The sequence below is a fragment of the Pseudomonas sp. G3-19 genome, from assembly GCF_054855875.1.
Genome location: NZ_JBMPIQ010000003.1, coordinates 1,421,475 through 1,438,023 on the forward strand (window position 1 = coordinate 1,421,475; position 16,549 = coordinate 1,438,023).

Below are 16,549 nucleotides of genomic sequence, written 5' to 3' on the forward strand. Positions count from 1 at the left end.
TCGCCTGATGTGGTGGGCGCAGGCAGCGGCCGCGCAATCGCCTGGAGCTGTCGGACTGATCCCTCATGCCCTTGTGGGAGCGGGCTTGCTCGCGAAAGCGGTGTGCCAGTCCCGCTGATATCGACTGATGGATTGCTTTCGCGAGCAAGCCCGCTCCCACAGGGGTCAGGTGTTAATCCATCAGGCCCCAATCGCCTGATGTAATGGGCGCGGGCGCCGGGCCCGCCTCGGCGTGCAGCTTCAAACGCAGGCGCAGGTTGTTCTGCGAATCGGCATGTTTGAGTGCTTCGTCCTCACTGATCACGCCCTCCACCACCAGCCCGTACAGCGCCGCGTCGAAGGTCTGCATGCCGACCTCGCCGGACTTTTCCATGATGCCCTTGAGTTCGCCCAACTCGTTGCGGCGGATCAGGTCGGCGATGGTCGGGGTGCCAAGCATCACCTCGACCGCCGCCCGGCGCTGACCGTCCAGCGTACGCACCAGCCGTTGCGAGACGAACGCCTTGAGATTGTTGCCCAGTGCATGCAGCAACTGCGGGCGGCGCTCTTCGGGGAACAGATTGACGATACGGTCCAGCGCCTGATTGGCATTGTGCGCATGCAACGTCGACAGCACCAGGTGCCCGGTGTCGGCAAATGTCAGCGCATGCTCCATGGTTTCGCGGTCGCGGATCTCGCCGATCAGCACCACATCCGGGGCCTGGCGCAGGGTGTTTTTCAGCGCCGCATGGAAGCTGCGGGTATCGACGCCGACTTCGCGTTGATTGATGATCGAGCGCTGGTGTCGATGGATATACTCCACCGGGTCTTCGATGGTGATGATGTGCCCGCTGCTGTGGCGGTTGCGGTGATCGATCAGCGCGGCCAGCGAAGTGGACTTGCCGGAGTCGGTGGCGCCAACGAACAGGATCAGCCCCTGTTTGAGCATCACCGTTTCCAGCAATACCGGCGGCAGTTTCAGGTCTTCGAAGCGCGGGATATCGAGTTTGACGTTGCGGATTACGATTGACACATCATTGCGTTGCTTGAAGACGTTCACCCGAAAACGCCCGATGCCCGTACGGGAAATCGCCAGGTTCATTTCCAGATCCCGATCGAACTCGCGCCGTTGCTCGGCGTCCATCAGGGAGTTGGCGATAGTCTCGACCTCGCCGGGCTTGAACGGCCGCTCGCTGAACGGCGTCAGCACGCCATCGATGCGCGCACTGGGTGGCGCTCCCGTGGACAGGAACAGGTCAGAACCGTGCTGGCTCGACAGACGGAGCAACAGTGCATCGATTTCCATGGCAATAAGCACCCGCGAAGCATTCAATGAACAGAAATGACCCGCTGTCGTGACGTAACGGGTCATACAGCGTCTACCGCAAGTGCAAGAATAGTAGATGCCAACGCACTGACCGACGCTCAGGATACATGTGATGAACGCAGCACCCTCCCCCGATGACGCCCAAGCCCTGATCGCCCGTACCGACTGGAGCCGCACGCCGTTGGGCGCTTCTGGCACCTGGCCGCAAAGCCTGCGCACCGCGGTGGACATCGTGATTCACTCACCGATGCCGATGCTGCTGTTGTGGGGGCCGCAGCTCACGCAGATCTACAACAATGGCTTTGCGATGCTCGCCGGCAGCAAGCATCCGCACGCTTTCGGACAGCCCGCGCACCTTATATGGCCAGAACTTCAGGACTTTACCGACCCGATTTATCGAGCCGTCCTACAAGGCCAGGTGCGCACCTACAGCGAGCGGCGATTTACCCTGCAACGTGAAGGCGTAGAGTCCGACTTCTGGCTGGACCTGACCTACAGCCCCATCCGCGATGAAAGCACGCAAGTGGCCGGAATCCTGGTGACGGCCATCGAAACCAACGAACGCCGGCGCATCGCCCTCGAATTGCAACGCCGTTCCGAAGAAAGTCTCAAGGCTCAGCGCGACACTGAAGAACGCCTGCAACTGGCGCTGGCCGCCACCGATGCGGTTGGCACCTGGGATTGGGATATCGGCGAAGACCGCTTCATCGCCGACGCGCATTTCGCCCAGTTGCACGGCATCGACCCGGCACAGGCCGGCCAGTTGCCGATCAGCGACTACCTGCAAGGCGTGCACCCCGAAGACCGCGCGCTGATCGCCCGCAGCATCAAGCATTGCATCACCCACGGCACCGAGTACGCCGAGGAATATCGCCTGCTAAAAGCCGACGGCGAGCTGCGTTGGGTGTTTGCCCGGGGCCGCTGTTACAAGGATCACCACGGGCGACCCGTGCGCTTCCTCGGCGCAGCGCTGGACCTGACCGAGCGCAAGCACACCGAGCAGGCGCTGCGCCAGAGCCAGACGGAATTGCAGCTGATCATCAATGCAATGCCGATCCTCATCAGTTACGTCGACCACGAAGAGCGCTTCCGCCTGAACAATGCGGCGTATCTGGACTGGTACGGCCTCACGCCGCAGGAGCTGTATGGCCGCACCATTCGCGAAGTGATCGGCGAAGAAGCCTACTTCCTGCGCGCGCCCTATATTGCCGAGGCCCTGGCCGGGCGGCCCTGCTCGTTCAGCCTGTATACCCCGCATCGCGACGGCAGCAACCGCCATGCGCTGATGAATTACCTGCCGCGCCACGGCGCCGACGGCTCAGTTAACGGTTTTTATATTTTCGTGATCGACGAATCCGAACGGAAGAAGACCGAAGAAGCCCTGCGCAATCTCAATGAAACCCTGGAGGAACGGGTCAGCGCCCGCACCGAACAACTGGCTCAGGCCAATCAGCGTCTGCAGAACGAGATGTTCGAACGTGAGCGCGCCGAAGATGCGTTGCGCCATGCGCAGAAAATGGAAGCGGTCGGCCAGCTCACCGGCGGTATCGCCCACGACTTCAACAACATGCTCACTGGAATCATCGGCAGCCTCGACCTGATGCAGCGCTACATCGCCGACGGCCGCGCCGATGAAATCGGCCGTTTCACCGAAGCGGCGGTTTCGTCGGCCAACCGAGCGGCGGCGCTGACCCATCGGCTGCTGGCGTTCTCGCGCCGGCAGTCGCTGGACCGCAAGACCCTCAACGTCAACGAACTGATTCATTCGCTGGAAGATTTGATCCGCCGCACCAAGGGCGACCCGATCGAACTCACGCTGCGCCTGGCCGACGACGTGTGGCCGATCAGCACCGACGTCAGCCAACTGGAAAATGCCCTGCTCAACCTGGTGATCAACGCCCGCGACGCCATGCCCGATGGCGGCGAACTGCTGATCGAAACTGCCAACGTCTACCTCGACGGCAACGACATCACCACCCTCGAACCGGTCAAGGCCGGCGACTACCTGATGCTGGCGGTCAGCGACAACGGCACCGGCATGACGCCGTCGGTACGGGCCAAGGCGTTCGATCCGTTCTTCACCACCAAACCGATCGGCCAGGGCACCGGGCTCGGACTGTCGATGATTTATGGCTTCGCCCAGCAGTCGGGCGGCCATGTTAGCCTCGACAGCCTGCCGAATCAGGGCACCTGTGTGCGCTTGTACTTGCCGCGCCTGAACCTGCTGGAGCCGGAACGGCCAGTTGTGGAAACCCTCGGTGCCGCGCCGACGGCCACTTGCGGGGAAACCGTGGTGGTGGTTGAGGATGACCCGGCAGTGCGCATGCTGGTGCTCGATCTGCTCAAGGAGCTGGGTTACCTCGCCCACGAAGCCGCCGACGCCAGCGCCGCCCTGCCGCTGCTGGAATCGGAGCTGCGTGTGGATCTGCTGGTGACCGACGTTGGTCTGCCGGGGATGAATGGCCGGCAACTGGCGGAAATCGCCCGCCAGCACCGCCCAGGCCTGAAAGTGCTGTTCATGACCGGTTACGCGCAGAAAGCCGCCGAGCGTCAGGGCTTTCTCGAGGATGGCATGGACATGGTGGCCAAGCCGTTTTCGATTGAAGTGCTGGCCAACAAGATCCGCGAGATGATCAACCAAACGCCGTCACTTGAGGCATAATCCCGCGCCCCGCCGTCACCCCGTTACAGGTATCGCACGATGAAAGCCCAAGCCCGCCACATTCTGGTGAAAACCGCCGAAGAGGCCGAACAACTCAAGCAACGCATTGCCAAGGGCGAAGCGTTCGATGTGCTGGCGAAGAAATACTCGACCTGCCCGTCCGGCAAACGCGGCGGTGATCTGGGTGAAGTGCGGCCGGGACAGATGGTCGGTGCGATTGATGCGGTGATTTTCAAGAAGCCGCTGCGCACGGTGCACGGGCCGATCAAGAGCAAGTTCGGCTATCACCTGGTGCAGGTGTTTTTCCGCGATTGAGTGTTGGCTTCAGGGCCTCTTCGCGAGCAAGCCCGCTCCCACAGTCTGGAATGCGTACCCTGTGGGAGCGGGCTTGCCCGCGAACCGATTGCGCAGCAAGCGGCCATCCACCGCTTACCTGGGAATCAATGCCCCCGGCACCTGAATCACCCGACTTGCCAGCCAATGCCCCGCCTCAGCCGCCTCGACCGGACTGCCACCCAGCAAACGCCTGGCCAGATACGCCGCGCTGAACGAGTCCCCCGCCGCCGTCGTATCCACCACCTTCTCGACCTGCTGCGCCGGCACTTCGAACGCCTCATCATCGCAGCGAATCAGACACGCCTCGGCGCCACGCTTGAGCACCACCTCCGGCGTGCCGATCTGCGCGTACGCCTCGAACACCGCGTCGCAATCGGCAAAATGGAACAGCGCCTGTTCGTCATCCACCGTCAGCAACGCCAGATCGACATGCGGCAACACGCTGCGATAGGCCGCCCGCGCCTCTTCCTGTGAGGCCCACAAGCGTGGTCGATAATTGTTGTCGAAGACGATCCGCGCATCGCGCTGGCGGGCTTCGATCAGGGTCTGGATCAAGCGTTCGCGGCCCTTCGCACCTAACACTGCGAGGGTGATGCCGCTGAAATACAGCACATCGTAGTCCGGCAGCGCCGCCAGAATCGGCTCCGCCGCCGGGGTGGTGAAGCAATCGCGCACCGCCGCTTCATTGCGCCAGTAGAGGAAACGCCGCTCACCGTTGGCGTCGGTCTGGATGCAGTACAAGCCGGGCAAGCGACCGGGCAGACGCTGCACGAGATCCAGGCCAATGCCTTCGTCAGCCCAGCTCTGGCACATGGCGTCGCTGAAGCTGTCGTCGCCGAGCGCGGTGACGTAATCGACCTGGGCTTTGTCGCCGAGGGCGCGGGACAGGTACACCGCGGTGTTCAAGGTATCGCCGCCGAAGCTTTGCTGCAGGCTGCCGTCGGCGCGGTGCTGGAGTTCGATCATGCATTCACCGATCAGGGCGATGCGCGGGGTATTCGGGCCCAGGGGGCTGAGGCTGGTCATCGGGAGGTGTCTCTGGATAATCATCGGTGTTTGGGCGGCCCTCATCGCGAGCAGGCTCACTCCTACAATTGGAATGCATTCCCTTGTGGGAGCGAGCTTGCTCGCGAATGGCCACGACTCGGTCTGAAGCCTTAGAAACAAGTCTCCATGCTTTCGACCACGGCCAACTGCTCATCCACCAGCAACCCCACCCGCCACTTGTCGAACGTCAGGCACGGGTGCGAGGTGCCGAAGGAAATGATATCGCCCACCCGCAATTCAGCCCCCGGCGCCACGCTCATGAACGCATGCTGGTCCATCACCGCCGTCACCTTGCACGCGCCGACATCGTCGCCCACCGCCGGCAACACACCGGCCTTGTAACGCAGCAACGGCACCGGCAGCCCGGCATCAAACGCCACGTCACGTTTGCCGAGGGCGATCACCGCGAAACCCGGCTCCGGCATCGACTGTACATGCGCCCAGACCTCCAGTGCCGGACGCAGGCCTTCGTGCAGATCGCCGCGACGATCCAGCACGCAGCACTGCGCTTCCTTGTAGATGCCATGGTCATGCGCCACGTAACTGCCAGGGCGCAGCACACTGAGGAAGCGTCCGCTCGCATTCTGCGTTTCGAACGACTCGGCAATCAGGTCGTACCACGCCGAACCCGAGGCGGTGATGATCGGCTTGGCAATGGCAAACGCGCCGCTGTCCTGCAACTGCACCGCCAGACGCACCAGCGACGCGGCGAATTCACGAATGCCGCTGACCGCGTGATCGCCATGGATCACCCCTTCGTAACCCTCGATGCCGGTCAGAGCCAGCGCCGGTTGCGCGTTGATCGCCTGGGCCAGCGCGATGACTTCCTGCTCGCTGCGGCAACCGCAGCGGCCACCGACCACGCCGTACTCGATCATCACATTCAACTTCACTCCGCGCGAGGCGAAGTAGGCGCCGAGATCGGCGACGTTGTCCGGGTGATCGACCATGCAGTAGAAATCGAAATCGACATCGGCCAGCAGATCGGCGATCAGCGCCATGTTCGGCGTGCCGACCAGTTGGTTGGCCATCAGCACCCGGCGTACACCGTGGGCGTATGCGGCGCGGGTCTGGGTGGCGCTGGCAAGGGTGATGCCCCAGGCGCCGGCGTCGAGCTGACGCTGGAACAGCGCCGGGGTCATGCTGGTCTTGCCGTGGGGCGCGAGCTCGGCGCCGCTGTCGCTGACGAACTTCTGCATCCAGCGAATGTTGTGCTCCAGCGCCTCGCGGTGCAGCACCAGCGCCGGCAGGCTGACGTCACGCACAAGGTGCGCACCGATGGCGGCGTCGCCCTTTTCCACAGCGGTATTGATGGCAGTCGTCATGCTTGAACTCCTCACTGTCGCGGCCGCAGGCAGCCGCGGTTATTCGTTGATGCGCCGGGCGAGGCTGTTGGCGCTCTCGATCAGCACCCGGCGATAGTCGTCGTAATTGTTCTTCGCATCGGCCCGCGGGGCGACGATGCACAGGGTGCAGATGGCCACGCCGCTGGGGTCTTTGACCGGCGCGGCGAAGCAATGGGTGAAGGTGTCGGCAACGCTGTCGAAGGAGAAGAAGCCGTCGATGCCAGCCTGGCGGATCTCCGCCAGAAAGCGCTCCAGCGGCAGGCGTTCGCCGTCGGGCAGGATGTAATCGTCTTCGTCGATCAGGTCGATGATCTGCTGGTCGCTCAAATGCGCCAGCAGCAAGCGTCCGGACGCGGTCCACGGGATCGGCGCGTTTTCGCCGATGTCGGACGAAATGCGGAAATGCCGCTCGCCCTCCTTCATCAGTGCCACCGTGTATTTGCGCCCGTTGAGCAGGCACATCTGCGCGGTTTCCCGGGTCTGGCTGACGATCTCCTGCAAGGCGTGATCGGCCTCGCGGCTGAGGTCGAAATGGCGCAGATGCGCCTGCCCGAGGAAGTACAGCTGGCGACCGAGATAGACGTGACCGTCCTTGCCCACCGGCTCCAGAATCCGCCGCTCCAGCAGCGACGCCACCAGTTCGTAGACCGTGGATTTCGGGCTGCCGATGCCATTGGCGATGTCGTTCGGACGCAACGGCTGGCCGATCTCCTTGAGGAAGTCGAGGATATCGAACGCCCGGTCCAGACCACGGGCCCGGCGTTTGATGGTGTCTTCGGTCATGTCAGTGGTTCCCATAAAAAGTGCCGGGATGGTAACTGGCCTGAGGTGTTGTGTCAGTTGGATCGAGGCCCTCACCCCCCGCCCTCTCCCGGAGGTAGAGGGAGCCTGACCGTATCGATGCAAATGTAAGCGTCATACGCGAAATTCGCATCGATACAGATCAGTCCCCTCTCCCTCCGGGAGAGGGTTAGGGTGAGGGGTAGCCATCACTCAAACCTTTTTCTTGTACGCGATGCAATCGATCTCGACCTTGCAATCAACCATCATGCTCGCCTGCACACAGGCCCGTGCCGGAGCGTGTTCCGGTTTGAAGTACTCGCCGAAGACCTTGTTGAAACTGCTGAAATCCCGCGGATCGTCCAGCCATACGCCAGCCCGCACCACGTCCTCCAGGCCATAACCGGCCTCTTCGAGAATCGCGATCAGGTTTTTCATGGTCTGGTGGGTCTGCTCGACGATGCCGCCAACGATGATCTCGCCATCCACCGCCGGCACCTGGCCGGACACGTGCAGCCAGCCATCCGCTTCAACGGCGCGCGCGAAGGGACGTGGCTGACCGCCAGCGGCGGTGCTGCCGGTGCCGTATCGAGTAATGCTCATGGGTACTTCTCCTGATTACAAAGCAAAAATTAGAACCGCGTGCTCTTGAGAAACTCAGCCAGACGCGGTGATTGCGGGCGTTCGAACAGTTCCTTGGGAGGTCCCTGCTCTTCGATCCGCCCCTGATTCATGAACACGATCTTGTCCGAAACTTCGAAGGCGAAACGCATTTCGTGGGTCACCAGCAACATGGTCATGCCGTCTTCGGCCAGGCCCTTGATCACGTTCAACACTTCACCGACCAGCTCCGGATCGAGGGCCGAGGTGACTTCGTCGAACAGCATCAGGCTGGGGTTCATCGCAATCGCCCGGGCAATCGCCACACGCTGTTGCTGACCGCCGGACAACTGCCCGGGAAAGTGATTGCGCCGCTCCAGCAGGCCGACCCGCTCCAGCCATTTTTCGGCCAGCACCACGGCTTGGTCCTTGTGCATTTTCTTGACCTTGAGCAGACCGAGGGTGACGTTCTGCAACGCCGTCAGGTGCGGGAACAGGTTGAATTGCTGGAAGGCCATGCCGGTCATTGCGCGATGGCGGGCGATGACTTTTTCCGCGTGACGCACGCGTTTGCCACCGACCTCGTCATAGCCGATGGACTCGCCGTCGAGCAGGATCTGCCCGCCCTGGAACTCTTCGAGCATGTTCACGCAGCGCAGCAAGGTGGTCTTGCCCGAACCGCTGGAGCCGATCAGCGTCACGACGTTGCCGCGCTGCATGCTCAAGTCGACGCCCTTGAGCACTTCGACTGCGCCGTACTGCTTGTGCAGGCCACGGATGTCCAGCAGCGGCTGAGCGTTCTGAACGTTGGAAACTTGAGCTTGAGTCATGGCAGGGCCACCCGCTTTTCAATATGCCGGCCGAGTAATTCGATGCCGTAGTTGATGACGAAGAACAGAAAACCGGCGAACAGGTAGAACTCCAGAGTCATGAAGGTCCGGGCGATGATCTGTTGGGTGCTGAGCAACAATTCGGCGACGCCGATCACCGAGAGCAGGGTCGAAGCCTTGACGATTTCGGTGGACGAGTTGACCCAGGTCGGCAGGATCTGCCGCAACGCCTGGGGCAACAGCACGTAACCGAGGGATTGATAAAACGTCAGGCCGATCGCCTTGCTCGCTTCCATCTGCCCGCGTGGCAAGGCCTGCAAGGCACCGCGCACGATCTCGGCAACGTGCGAGCCGCAGAACAGCGTCAGGCCCAAGGCTCCGGCCTGAAACGCGCTGATCTGCCAGCCCAGCGCCGGCGCCATATAGAAGCAGGCCAGCACCAATACAAACACCGGCGTGCCGCGAATAATGTCGACATAAAAGCGGAACGGCGCGCGCATCCAGAACTTGCCGTAAGTCAGCACCAGACCGGTGACAACCCCGAGCAGCGTGCCGAACAGAATCGCCAGCGCCGACACCTGCACACTGGTCAGGAAGCCTTGCAGCAACGTCTCGCGTGCTACCCACAATTCATGCAACCAACTGGGAGATTCGTACATCGCAGCCTCCTATCGGCGGATCGCCAGACGCTGCTCGAGGTAACGCAGCAGCATGGCAATGAGGTAACAGGCCGCGACATACAACGCCGTGGTCACCAGCCAGGTTTCGATCACCCGGTAGCTCTCGACGTTGATCTTGCGCGCGTAATAGGTCAGCTCCGGCACCGCAATCGCGGCGGCCAGCGAGGTGTCCTTGAACAGCGAGATGAAGTTGTTCGACAGCGCCGGCAACACGTTGCGCAGCATCACCGGCACGGTGACGTAGGCCTTGACCTGCCACTCACCGAGTCCGATCGCCAGCCCCGCTTCGCGCTGGCCTTTGGGGATGCTCAGCAAGCCGCCACGGAACACTTCGGTCAGATAGGCACCGGCATACAGCGACAGCGTGATGATGAACGACGGGATCTTGTCCAGACGAATGCCCAGGCTTGGCAAGGCAAAGTAGATCAACAGAATCAACACCAGAATCGGCGTGTTACGCACCACCGTGACGTACACCGAGGCCAGCACCCGCAAGGCGCGATGCTTCGAGAGCAAGGCAAACGCCATCAGCAGGCCGATCACGCAGCCGATGGCGATCGACACCAGCGCCAGTTCAAGGCCCAGACCGAGCCCTGCCAGCAAGGTGTCGAAATCGCGCCACACGGCGGCAAAGTTCAACTGATAGTTCATGGTCAGCAGTACCTTGAGCGGGGCGCGTGCAGGCGCCCCACTCTCACGGGATCATTTGAATTCGACAGGGAAACCGATCGCCGGCGACGGCAGGTCGACACCGAACCATTGCTTGAAGGATGCCGCGTAAGTCGGGAACTCAACGCCGGTCATGGCTTCATGCAGAGTGGTGTTGACGAAGTTCAGCCAGTCCTGATCGCCGCGTTTGACCGCGCAGGCGTAGGTCTGCGGGCTCCACGCGTAGGTTGGGCTGCGGTAGCGGCCGGGGTTCTGCACCATCAGGTACTTGACCGACGACTGATCGGTAGCAGCGGCATCGGCGCGACCGGAATTCACCGCCTGATACATCAGATCGACACTGTCGTACTGATCGACCTTGGCCTTGGGCAGCGCCTGATGCACCAATTCTTCGGCATAGACGTTTTGCAGCACGGCCACAGTTACGCTGTCACCGGCCGCCTGCAGGTCTTCGATTTCCTTGTACTTGCTGTTGGCCGGCAGCAGCAGGCCGACACCTTCGCGGTAGTACGGCAGGGTGAACGCCACTTGTTGCGCACGGCTGGCGGTAACGGTGATGAACTGGCAGCTCATGTCGACCTTGTCGGTCAGCAGATTGGGAATTCGCGCGTCGGACGACTGCACGACGAACTCGACCTTGCTCGGGTCATTGAACAGTCCTTTGGCCACCATCCTGGCGATGTCGATATCAAAGCCCTGCAACTTGCCGTCCGCCCCCTGAAAGTGCCACGGCGCATTGGTGCTGCCGGTGCCGACAATCAGCTTGCCCCGGGCCAGAACACTGTCGAGCTTGCTATCGGCTGCCTGGGCCACGCCCATCACAGCGGACGAAGCCGCAAGAACAAAAACACACGCTTTGAACAACGAAGGACGGCGATGCATGGCAAGCACTCCAGGATGATGTTTATTCCGCTATACCGGAACACGGTTTGTTACTACGGAATAGACAGCAGAAAGTGTGCCATAGGAATGACGGAGAATCTGTACTGGATTGAAATGTTTTTGGAATCAACGGGATGCAGGAAATGCGAAAAATGGAGTCAGGTGCGGGTACTGATGGGCTGCGCTACCTTAGGCTACAAATAACGAGTAGCAGGTTCCCAGATGGAGCACGAAGGGCTACTTCGGTGCAATGTGGTTAGCGATTCAAGGGGCCAGCTCTCCATATCTATCGGCAAGCGGCTTTGTCGTAGACCTCTCCCCGCTCTCTTCTCCCTACCGCAATCACGGTAACAACCAAAACCTCGTTCTTTACGCGATAGACCAGCCTGTATCCAGCACTGCGAAGCTTGATTTTGTAGGCGTTTCCCAACCCTCGGAGTCGATCGGCAGGAACGTGAGGATTGACCAGACGTGTAGAGAGCTTTTTCTTGAACTGATCCTGAAGTGCTGAATCAAGCTTTCTCCATTCCCTCCAGGCTTTCTCGGAAAACTCCAGCTCATAGGTCATCTATAGAGACATTGATGGTGGGATCGTTTTCTCGCTCCTTGCACAGTGCGATCAGTTCCAGATCCTCAAGGCGATTCATCATCGCCTCATACTCCTTTGCGGGAACACAATAAAACGCTGGCTCATTTCGATTGAGGATTGCAACAGATTGGCCGCCACCGGCGGCCACGGTACCCATGGGGTTTCTTTTCAATTCAGAAATACTCGCAACGATATTGGAAAGAACTACGTGAGTCATGATGGTGCTCCCTGGAGTGCTGTTAATGGTGCTTAAAATAGCACTCCAAGAGGGCTTCGACGCCTATCGCTTATTACCGCCTTCTCTTTTATTGAGTGAAAAAAGGTATCACGTCCCGACATTCCACATTTCCGGGCTTCGTGTCGGGCCGGTCCTTCATAAAAGTGGGAAAAATCTCGCGAATCCACAGGCCACCTGTAATTTCTGACAGTAGACCTGTTCTTCACCCTTCTTTAACGTCATCGAACCGTCGAGGTCGTTGAAAAGGAGTTCTCAATGAGCACTGCCGATACCATTTCCAATCTGGCCCCGGTTTACCGCAAAGCCCTGAAAACCTGGCGCCCGGTGATCCTGTATTTCGCCAATGAGCACTGCCCCGCCTGCGAGTTCGCCGGGCCGATTTTTCGTCAGATTGCCGAGCCGTACCGTCATCGCGCCAATATCTACATGCTTAACACCCGTGACTCGCCGCGCCATCCGCTGGTTACCGGAACGCCTACCGTGCTGTTCTACAAGAACGGCAGGTTGCTGAAGAAGCTCAAAGGGATTGGCACGGAGGAAACACTGGCGGCGGACTTTGCCCGGCATATTGGCAGGACCAGGGCACCGGTGGTGCAGCAGAAACCACGACATGACCTGCCGTGGTTGCGCCGCACATTGAGCAGGCTCTGCACAATCACGCGTGCGCATCGGCGGGTGATTTGAGGCAGTGCATTTCCCGTAATCGTTACGGCGTCTGACACATCGCTTTCGCGGGCAAGCCCGCTCCCACAGGGGTCAACGTTGTTCACACATTTCGTGTACGACGCGTGCACTGTGGGAGCGGACTTGCCCGCGAAGGGGCCGGCACCGTCAGCGCAAGGCTGCTGCCTTACGCAGAATCGCGCACCAGCAACACCTGCGTCACCCGTCGTTCCTCAACGGCTTTGACGGTCATTTGCCAGCCTGCGTACTGCAGCCGATCGCCGATCATCGGCAAGCGATCCAGCAGGCTCATCACCAGTCCGGCCAGGGTCTGATAGTCCTCGGTCGGTTCGGCGCCAAACCCGGTGCGCTGGCGAACACGCGTCAGGTTCAACGCGCCGTTGACGACAAACCCGCCCTGCTCCTCGATCACGTCCGGACCTTCGATTTCGCTGGCATCGGGCAGTTCGCCGGCAATCGATTCGAGGATGTCGGTCATGGTCAATACGCCGACGAAGTCACCGAATTCGTTGACCACGAAGGCAATGTGGGTCGACGCCGCGCGCATCTGCTCCAGCGCATTGAGGATCGAATAGCTGTCGAGCAGGTTGATGGTCTTGCGTGCCAGGTGTTCCAGATTCGGCTCGGCACCGGCCAGGTATTCCTTGAGCAGTTCCTTCTTGTGTACGAAGCCCAACGGTTCATCCACAGCGCCGTGGCGAATCAGCGGCAGACGTGAATACGACGAATGCATCAATTTTGTGCGAATCGTTTCGGCGTCGTCGGCCAGATCGATGGTGTCGACATCCGCACGTACGGTCATCAGGTTCCGAATCGGCCGCTCGGCCAGTTGCAGCACGCCACTGATCATCACTCGCTCGCGGCGATCGAACAGCTCCGCACTCGGGGCTTCGCCGTCATCCAGCAGATCGGAAATTTCCTCGCCGACCTCCTCCGCCTCCAGCTTGCGCCCGCCCAGCAGACGCATTACCGCGTGGGCCGTGCGCTCACGTATGGGGCGCAAGCCTTGCATCGAACGCTTGCGTCGGGCCCGGGCGATCTGGTTGAACACCTCGATCAGGATCGAGAAACCAATAGCCGCATACAGATAGCCTTTCGGAATGTGGAAACCCAGGCCTTCGGCCGTCAGGGCGAAACCGATCATCATCAGGAAGCCCAGACACAGCATGATTACCGTCGGGTGCGCATTGACGAAGCGGGTCAGCGGCTTGCTGGCGACGATCATCAGGCCGATGGAAATGATCACCGCGATCATCATCACCGCCAGTTCATCAACCATGCCGACGGCGGTGATTACCGCGTCCAGCGAGAACACCGCATCGAGTACCACGATCTGCGCGACGATTGGCCAGAACAGCGCGTAGGCGGCGTTGGTCGAGCGCTGGCCGACGTGGCCTTCGAGTCGTTCGTGCAGCTCCATCGTCGCCTTGAACAGCAGGAATACACCACCGAACAGCATGATCAGGTCACGGCCGGAGAAGCTCTTGTCGAACACCTCGAACAACGGCTGCGTGAGGGTGACCAGCCAGGAAATACTCGCCAACAGGCCCAGGCGCATGATCAGCGCCAACGACAGGCCGATGATTCGCGCACGGTCGCGCTGATGCGGCGGCAGTTTGTCCGCCAGGATCGCGATGAACACCAGGTTGTCGATACCCAGCACCAGTTCCAGCACGATCAGAGTCAACAAGCCTAACCAGGCCGTGGGATCCGCTAACCATTCCATAAATGTCTCGATCTCTCTTCAGTGAATTCAGGCTGCCGGGCACGGCAAAGTGCAACGCGAAGGCTCTGAAGCCGCGTTGTCAACGATAGACGGGAGTCGGAAAACCGGATGCTGCGAGTGCGTCAAGACCGCGCCTGGGCGCGAGGAGAAGGTACGACTGGGAGGCTCCAAGAGGGTGTTCATGCAAATCCTGAATGAAAAATGGCCTTGGAGCGTACAGGCTCAAGGCACATTTTCTACAGCGGCAAATCATTTCAAAATCTGTAAGAGCACAAGAAATGTGTTTTTCCTGTTGGCCCTTTCGCGAGCAAGCCCGCTCCCACAGGGGTTGTTCGTCGGACGCAAGTTCTGAGTTCAAAGAGGGGCCAATGTGGGAGCGGGCTTGCTCGCGAAGGGGTCACCAAACACGCCACATCATCGCCCGGCAAAACGCAACCGCGACAACTGCCGCAAATCCCCTTCCACGTAATAATCGTTGGTCCAGCTGTCATCCACCGCCAGCGGACTCACCTGCTTGAGCTCGAGTTTTTTCGCGAAATAGCGAAAGCGGTAATGCTCATAAAACCGCAGCAACTCCAGGCCATAGCGATCAGCCAGATCGGTGTCGCCACGAATGATCAGGAAGTTCTCGTCATTGCCGTTACTGGCTGACGTACTGAGGTTGTGACTGCCGCTGATGATGGTCGGCGCATCGGTGGTGAAGTCGGTGATCACGGCTTTGGTGTGCACCAGCAGGTTGCCCTTCTGGCCTTTCATGTTTTCTTTCAGCCAGCCTTCCAGCCCGGTGTTGAGCAAAGCTGTGGCAGCGAATTCGGCGGTGCGGTCGGCATGAAATCCGGTGATGCTGCTCGCGGTATTTTGCAGGCCGTAACGCAGGATGTCGTCATGCGGTTTGCCGAGCAGCGCGTTGAGAATCGCGTCCGGCAGGCTGAAAGCGGTGACGAACAACACGTCCTTTTTCGCCGCCTCGATGATCTCGACGAACTCACGCAAATCGCCACCACCGCTGCGTGGCGAGAACCCGGCGAACAGCGCCTGTGTTGGGTCCATCGGGTTGTGCTCGGTGATCCAGCTGCGCGTCGCAGCGACGTCGGCCGGGTTGGCCCAGACTTCTTCGAACACTTGCAAATACCGCGCGGCAACCATCACGTCGTCGAGCGTATGCACCACGTTAGCCTGGCGATAAACACCGTTGGCGGTGAAATTGGTGCTGCCGCACAGCACCGCCTGCGGTTGCCGCTGACCCGCGCCATCGACACGGCTGAGAACAATGAATTTGTCGTGAAAGATGTTATGGGTGACCCGGCCGCGTTTGTTCGCCGCCGGCAATTTGGCAAGGTTCGTTTCGTTCAGGGTCGTATCTGGATCATCAGGCTGAGCGTGATACAGAACGCGCACCTGAACCCCACGGGCAAATGCCGCATTTAAAGCGTCGATGATCGCCTGCAATTGATACTCGTAGATCGCGATGTCCAGCGCCCACTGCGCGTCCACCGCACGTTCGATAAAGCCCAGTAATCGCTCCAGCAACCCGTTCTCCAGCCACAGTCGCGCCGCGTCGGGCCAAGCTTCGATGGGCAGGTTCTTGTTGGCGCTGATCTGCGCGTCAAGGTCGGGAAACTTGCGCTGGAAGGCCTGACTGGCGGCCACAGCACGGTTGAAGATCACACTTTGATTGGCTGGGTGGCCGTCGTCACTGGTGATGCTTAGCTCCAGTGATTCGCCCAATAGCGGCGCGTCCGCCGTGCCGTAGGCCAAATGCACGCGATAGTGCATGGTCGTGCCCGGGTTGACCGCGTAATCGGCCCAGCGGAATTTCTGTAGCGGCGCTTTATCGCTGGGCGTGGCGTGATACTGCGGGAAGGTGTGCGTCTTGCCGGGAAATGTCAGGCTGTTGAACAGGAACAACCACGGTTTGTCGCCCTGCTGCTTCTCAATGGCAAACCCAAGCAGGCCTTTGCGTCGGGGCTCGGCGAGGTCCATGGCGAGTAATACGCCGTTGGTGCCGGCGTAGGCTTTGACGCGAAAATCGTCCTGAGGATTGGCGACCAGTACCCGCATGATTCACTCCTTGTGATTGGGCTGGTGTGGAGCATAGAGGGTCGCTCCCTGATTGCCATGTTCACTTGGAATTGAGTGGATGCCATCGCCAGCAGGCTGGCTCCTACAAGGAT

General features: G+C 60.4%; 16 protein-coding genes. 3 read left to right on the top strand and 13 right to left on the bottom strand.

Going from position 1 to position 16,549, the window contains the following annotated elements; all coding sequences use genetic code 11:
* Positions 1 to 172: 172 nt before the first annotated feature.
* On the bottom strand, positions 173 to 1,285 hold the full coding sequence (locus ACOYXI_RS06540) for a PilT/PilU family type 4a pilus ATPase (RefSeq protein ID WP_135296933.1): 1,113 nt from the start codon (positions 1,283 to 1,285) through the stop codon (positions 173 to 175).
* A gap of 133 nt (positions 1,286 to 1,418) precedes the next feature.
* On the opposite strand from ACOYXI_RS06540, the gene ACOYXI_RS06545 reads away from it, so the two are divergent.
* Entirely contained in the window at positions 1,419 to 3,968 is a 2,550-nt protein-coding gene (locus tag ACOYXI_RS06545; RefSeq protein WP_461674572.1) for a PAS domain-containing hybrid sensor histidine kinase/response regulator, read from the top strand.
* A gap of 39 nt (positions 3,969 to 4,007) precedes the next feature.
* Positions 4,008 to 4,283 (top strand): peptidylprolyl isomerase, encoded by a 276-nt coding sequence (locus ACOYXI_RS06550; protein WP_003225447.1) that lies wholly within the window; start codon positions 4,008 to 4,010, stop codon positions 4,281 to 4,283.
* Between the two features lie 114 nt (positions 4,284 to 4,397).
* Here the strand turns inward: ACOYXI_RS06550 and ACOYXI_RS06555 are convergent, their stop codons facing one another.
* From ACOYXI_RS06555 to ACOYXI_RS06600, 10 genes are all read right to left on the bottom strand, one after another.
* Positions 4,398 to 5,330 (bottom strand): sugar kinase, encoded by a 933-nt coding sequence (locus ACOYXI_RS06555; RefSeq protein WP_461674573.1) that lies wholly within the window; start codon positions 5,328 to 5,330, stop codon positions 4,398 to 4,400.
* A gap of 131 nt (positions 5,331 to 5,461) precedes the next feature.
* A complete protein-coding gene (locus tag ACOYXI_RS06560) occupies positions 5,462 to 6,676 on the bottom strand; it encodes an amino acid deaminase (RefSeq protein WP_461674574.1) in 1,215 nt (404 codons plus the stop codon).
* Positions 6,677 to 6,715: 39 nt separating this feature from the next.
* Positions 6,716 to 7,480 carry an IclR family transcriptional regulator gene (locus ACOYXI_RS06565; RefSeq protein ID WP_027612656.1) on the bottom strand — a complete coding sequence of 255 codons (765 nt, stop codon included), beginning with the start codon at positions 7,478 to 7,480 and terminating at the stop codon, positions 6,716 to 6,718.
* 210 nt (positions 7,481 to 7,690) lie between these two features.
* Complete coding sequence (locus tag ACOYXI_RS06570; RefSeq protein ID WP_016984340.1) at positions 7,691 to 8,080, bottom strand: RidA family protein; 390 nt, start codon at positions 8,078 to 8,080, stop codon at positions 7,691 to 7,693.
* A gap of 29 nt (positions 8,081 to 8,109) precedes the next feature.
* Complete coding sequence (locus ACOYXI_RS06575) at positions 8,110 to 8,907, bottom strand: amino acid ABC transporter ATP-binding protein (RefSeq protein ID WP_097087296.1); 798 nt, start codon at positions 8,905 to 8,907, stop codon at positions 8,110 to 8,112.
* A complete protein-coding gene (locus tag ACOYXI_RS06580; RefSeq protein WP_007965124.1) occupies positions 8,904 to 9,566 on the bottom strand; it encodes an amino acid ABC transporter permease in 663 nt (220 codons plus the stop codon). The genes ACOYXI_RS06575 and ACOYXI_RS06580 overlap by 4 nt, the downstream gene beginning before the upstream one ends.
* Before the next feature lie 9 nt (positions 9,567 to 9,575).
* Positions 9,576 to 10,238, bottom strand: a complete 663-nt coding sequence (locus ACOYXI_RS06585; RefSeq protein ID WP_003225455.1) for an amino acid ABC transporter permease — start codon at positions 10,236 to 10,238, stop codon at positions 9,576 to 9,578.
* A gap of 51 nt (positions 10,239 to 10,289) precedes the next feature.
* Positions 10,290 to 11,138 (bottom strand): transporter substrate-binding domain-containing protein, encoded by an 849-nt coding sequence (locus tag ACOYXI_RS06590; RefSeq protein WP_461674575.1) that lies wholly within the window; start codon positions 11,136 to 11,138, stop codon positions 10,290 to 10,292.
* 286 nt (positions 11,139 to 11,424) lie between these two features.
* Positions 11,425 to 11,706, bottom strand: a complete 282-nt coding sequence (locus ACOYXI_RS06595; RefSeq protein WP_098964185.1) for a type II toxin-antitoxin system RelE family toxin — start codon at positions 11,704 to 11,706, stop codon at positions 11,425 to 11,427.
* Positions 11,696 to 11,944 (bottom strand): type II toxin-antitoxin system Phd/YefM family antitoxin, encoded by a 249-nt coding sequence (locus ACOYXI_RS06600; RefSeq protein ID WP_225135131.1) that lies wholly within the window; start codon positions 11,942 to 11,944, stop codon positions 11,696 to 11,698. The genes ACOYXI_RS06595 and ACOYXI_RS06600 overlap by 11 nt, the downstream gene beginning before the upstream one ends.
* 276 nt (positions 11,945 to 12,220) lie before the next feature.
* On the opposite strand from ACOYXI_RS06600, the gene ACOYXI_RS06605 reads away from it, so the two are divergent.
* Positions 12,221 to 12,649 (top strand): thioredoxin family protein, encoded by a 429-nt coding sequence (locus ACOYXI_RS06605; protein ID WP_098964186.1) that lies wholly within the window; start codon positions 12,221 to 12,223, stop codon positions 12,647 to 12,649.
* Positions 12,650 to 12,815: 166 nt separating this feature from the next.
* On the opposite strand, the gene ACOYXI_RS06610 is transcribed toward ACOYXI_RS06605, so the two are convergent.
* A complete protein-coding gene (locus ACOYXI_RS06610; RefSeq protein ID WP_096797674.1) occupies positions 12,816 to 14,375 on the bottom strand; it encodes a TerC family protein in 1,560 nt (519 codons plus the stop codon).
* Positions 14,376 to 14,789: 414 nt separating this feature from the next.
* The gene (locus ACOYXI_RS06615) at positions 14,790 to 16,436 is read right to left on the bottom strand and encodes a phospholipase D-like domain-containing protein (protein ID WP_210557294.1); all 1,647 of its coding nucleotides are present in this window, start codon (positions 16,434 to 16,436) and stop codon (positions 14,790 to 14,792) included.
* Positions 16,437 to 16,549 lie beyond the last annotated feature (113 nt).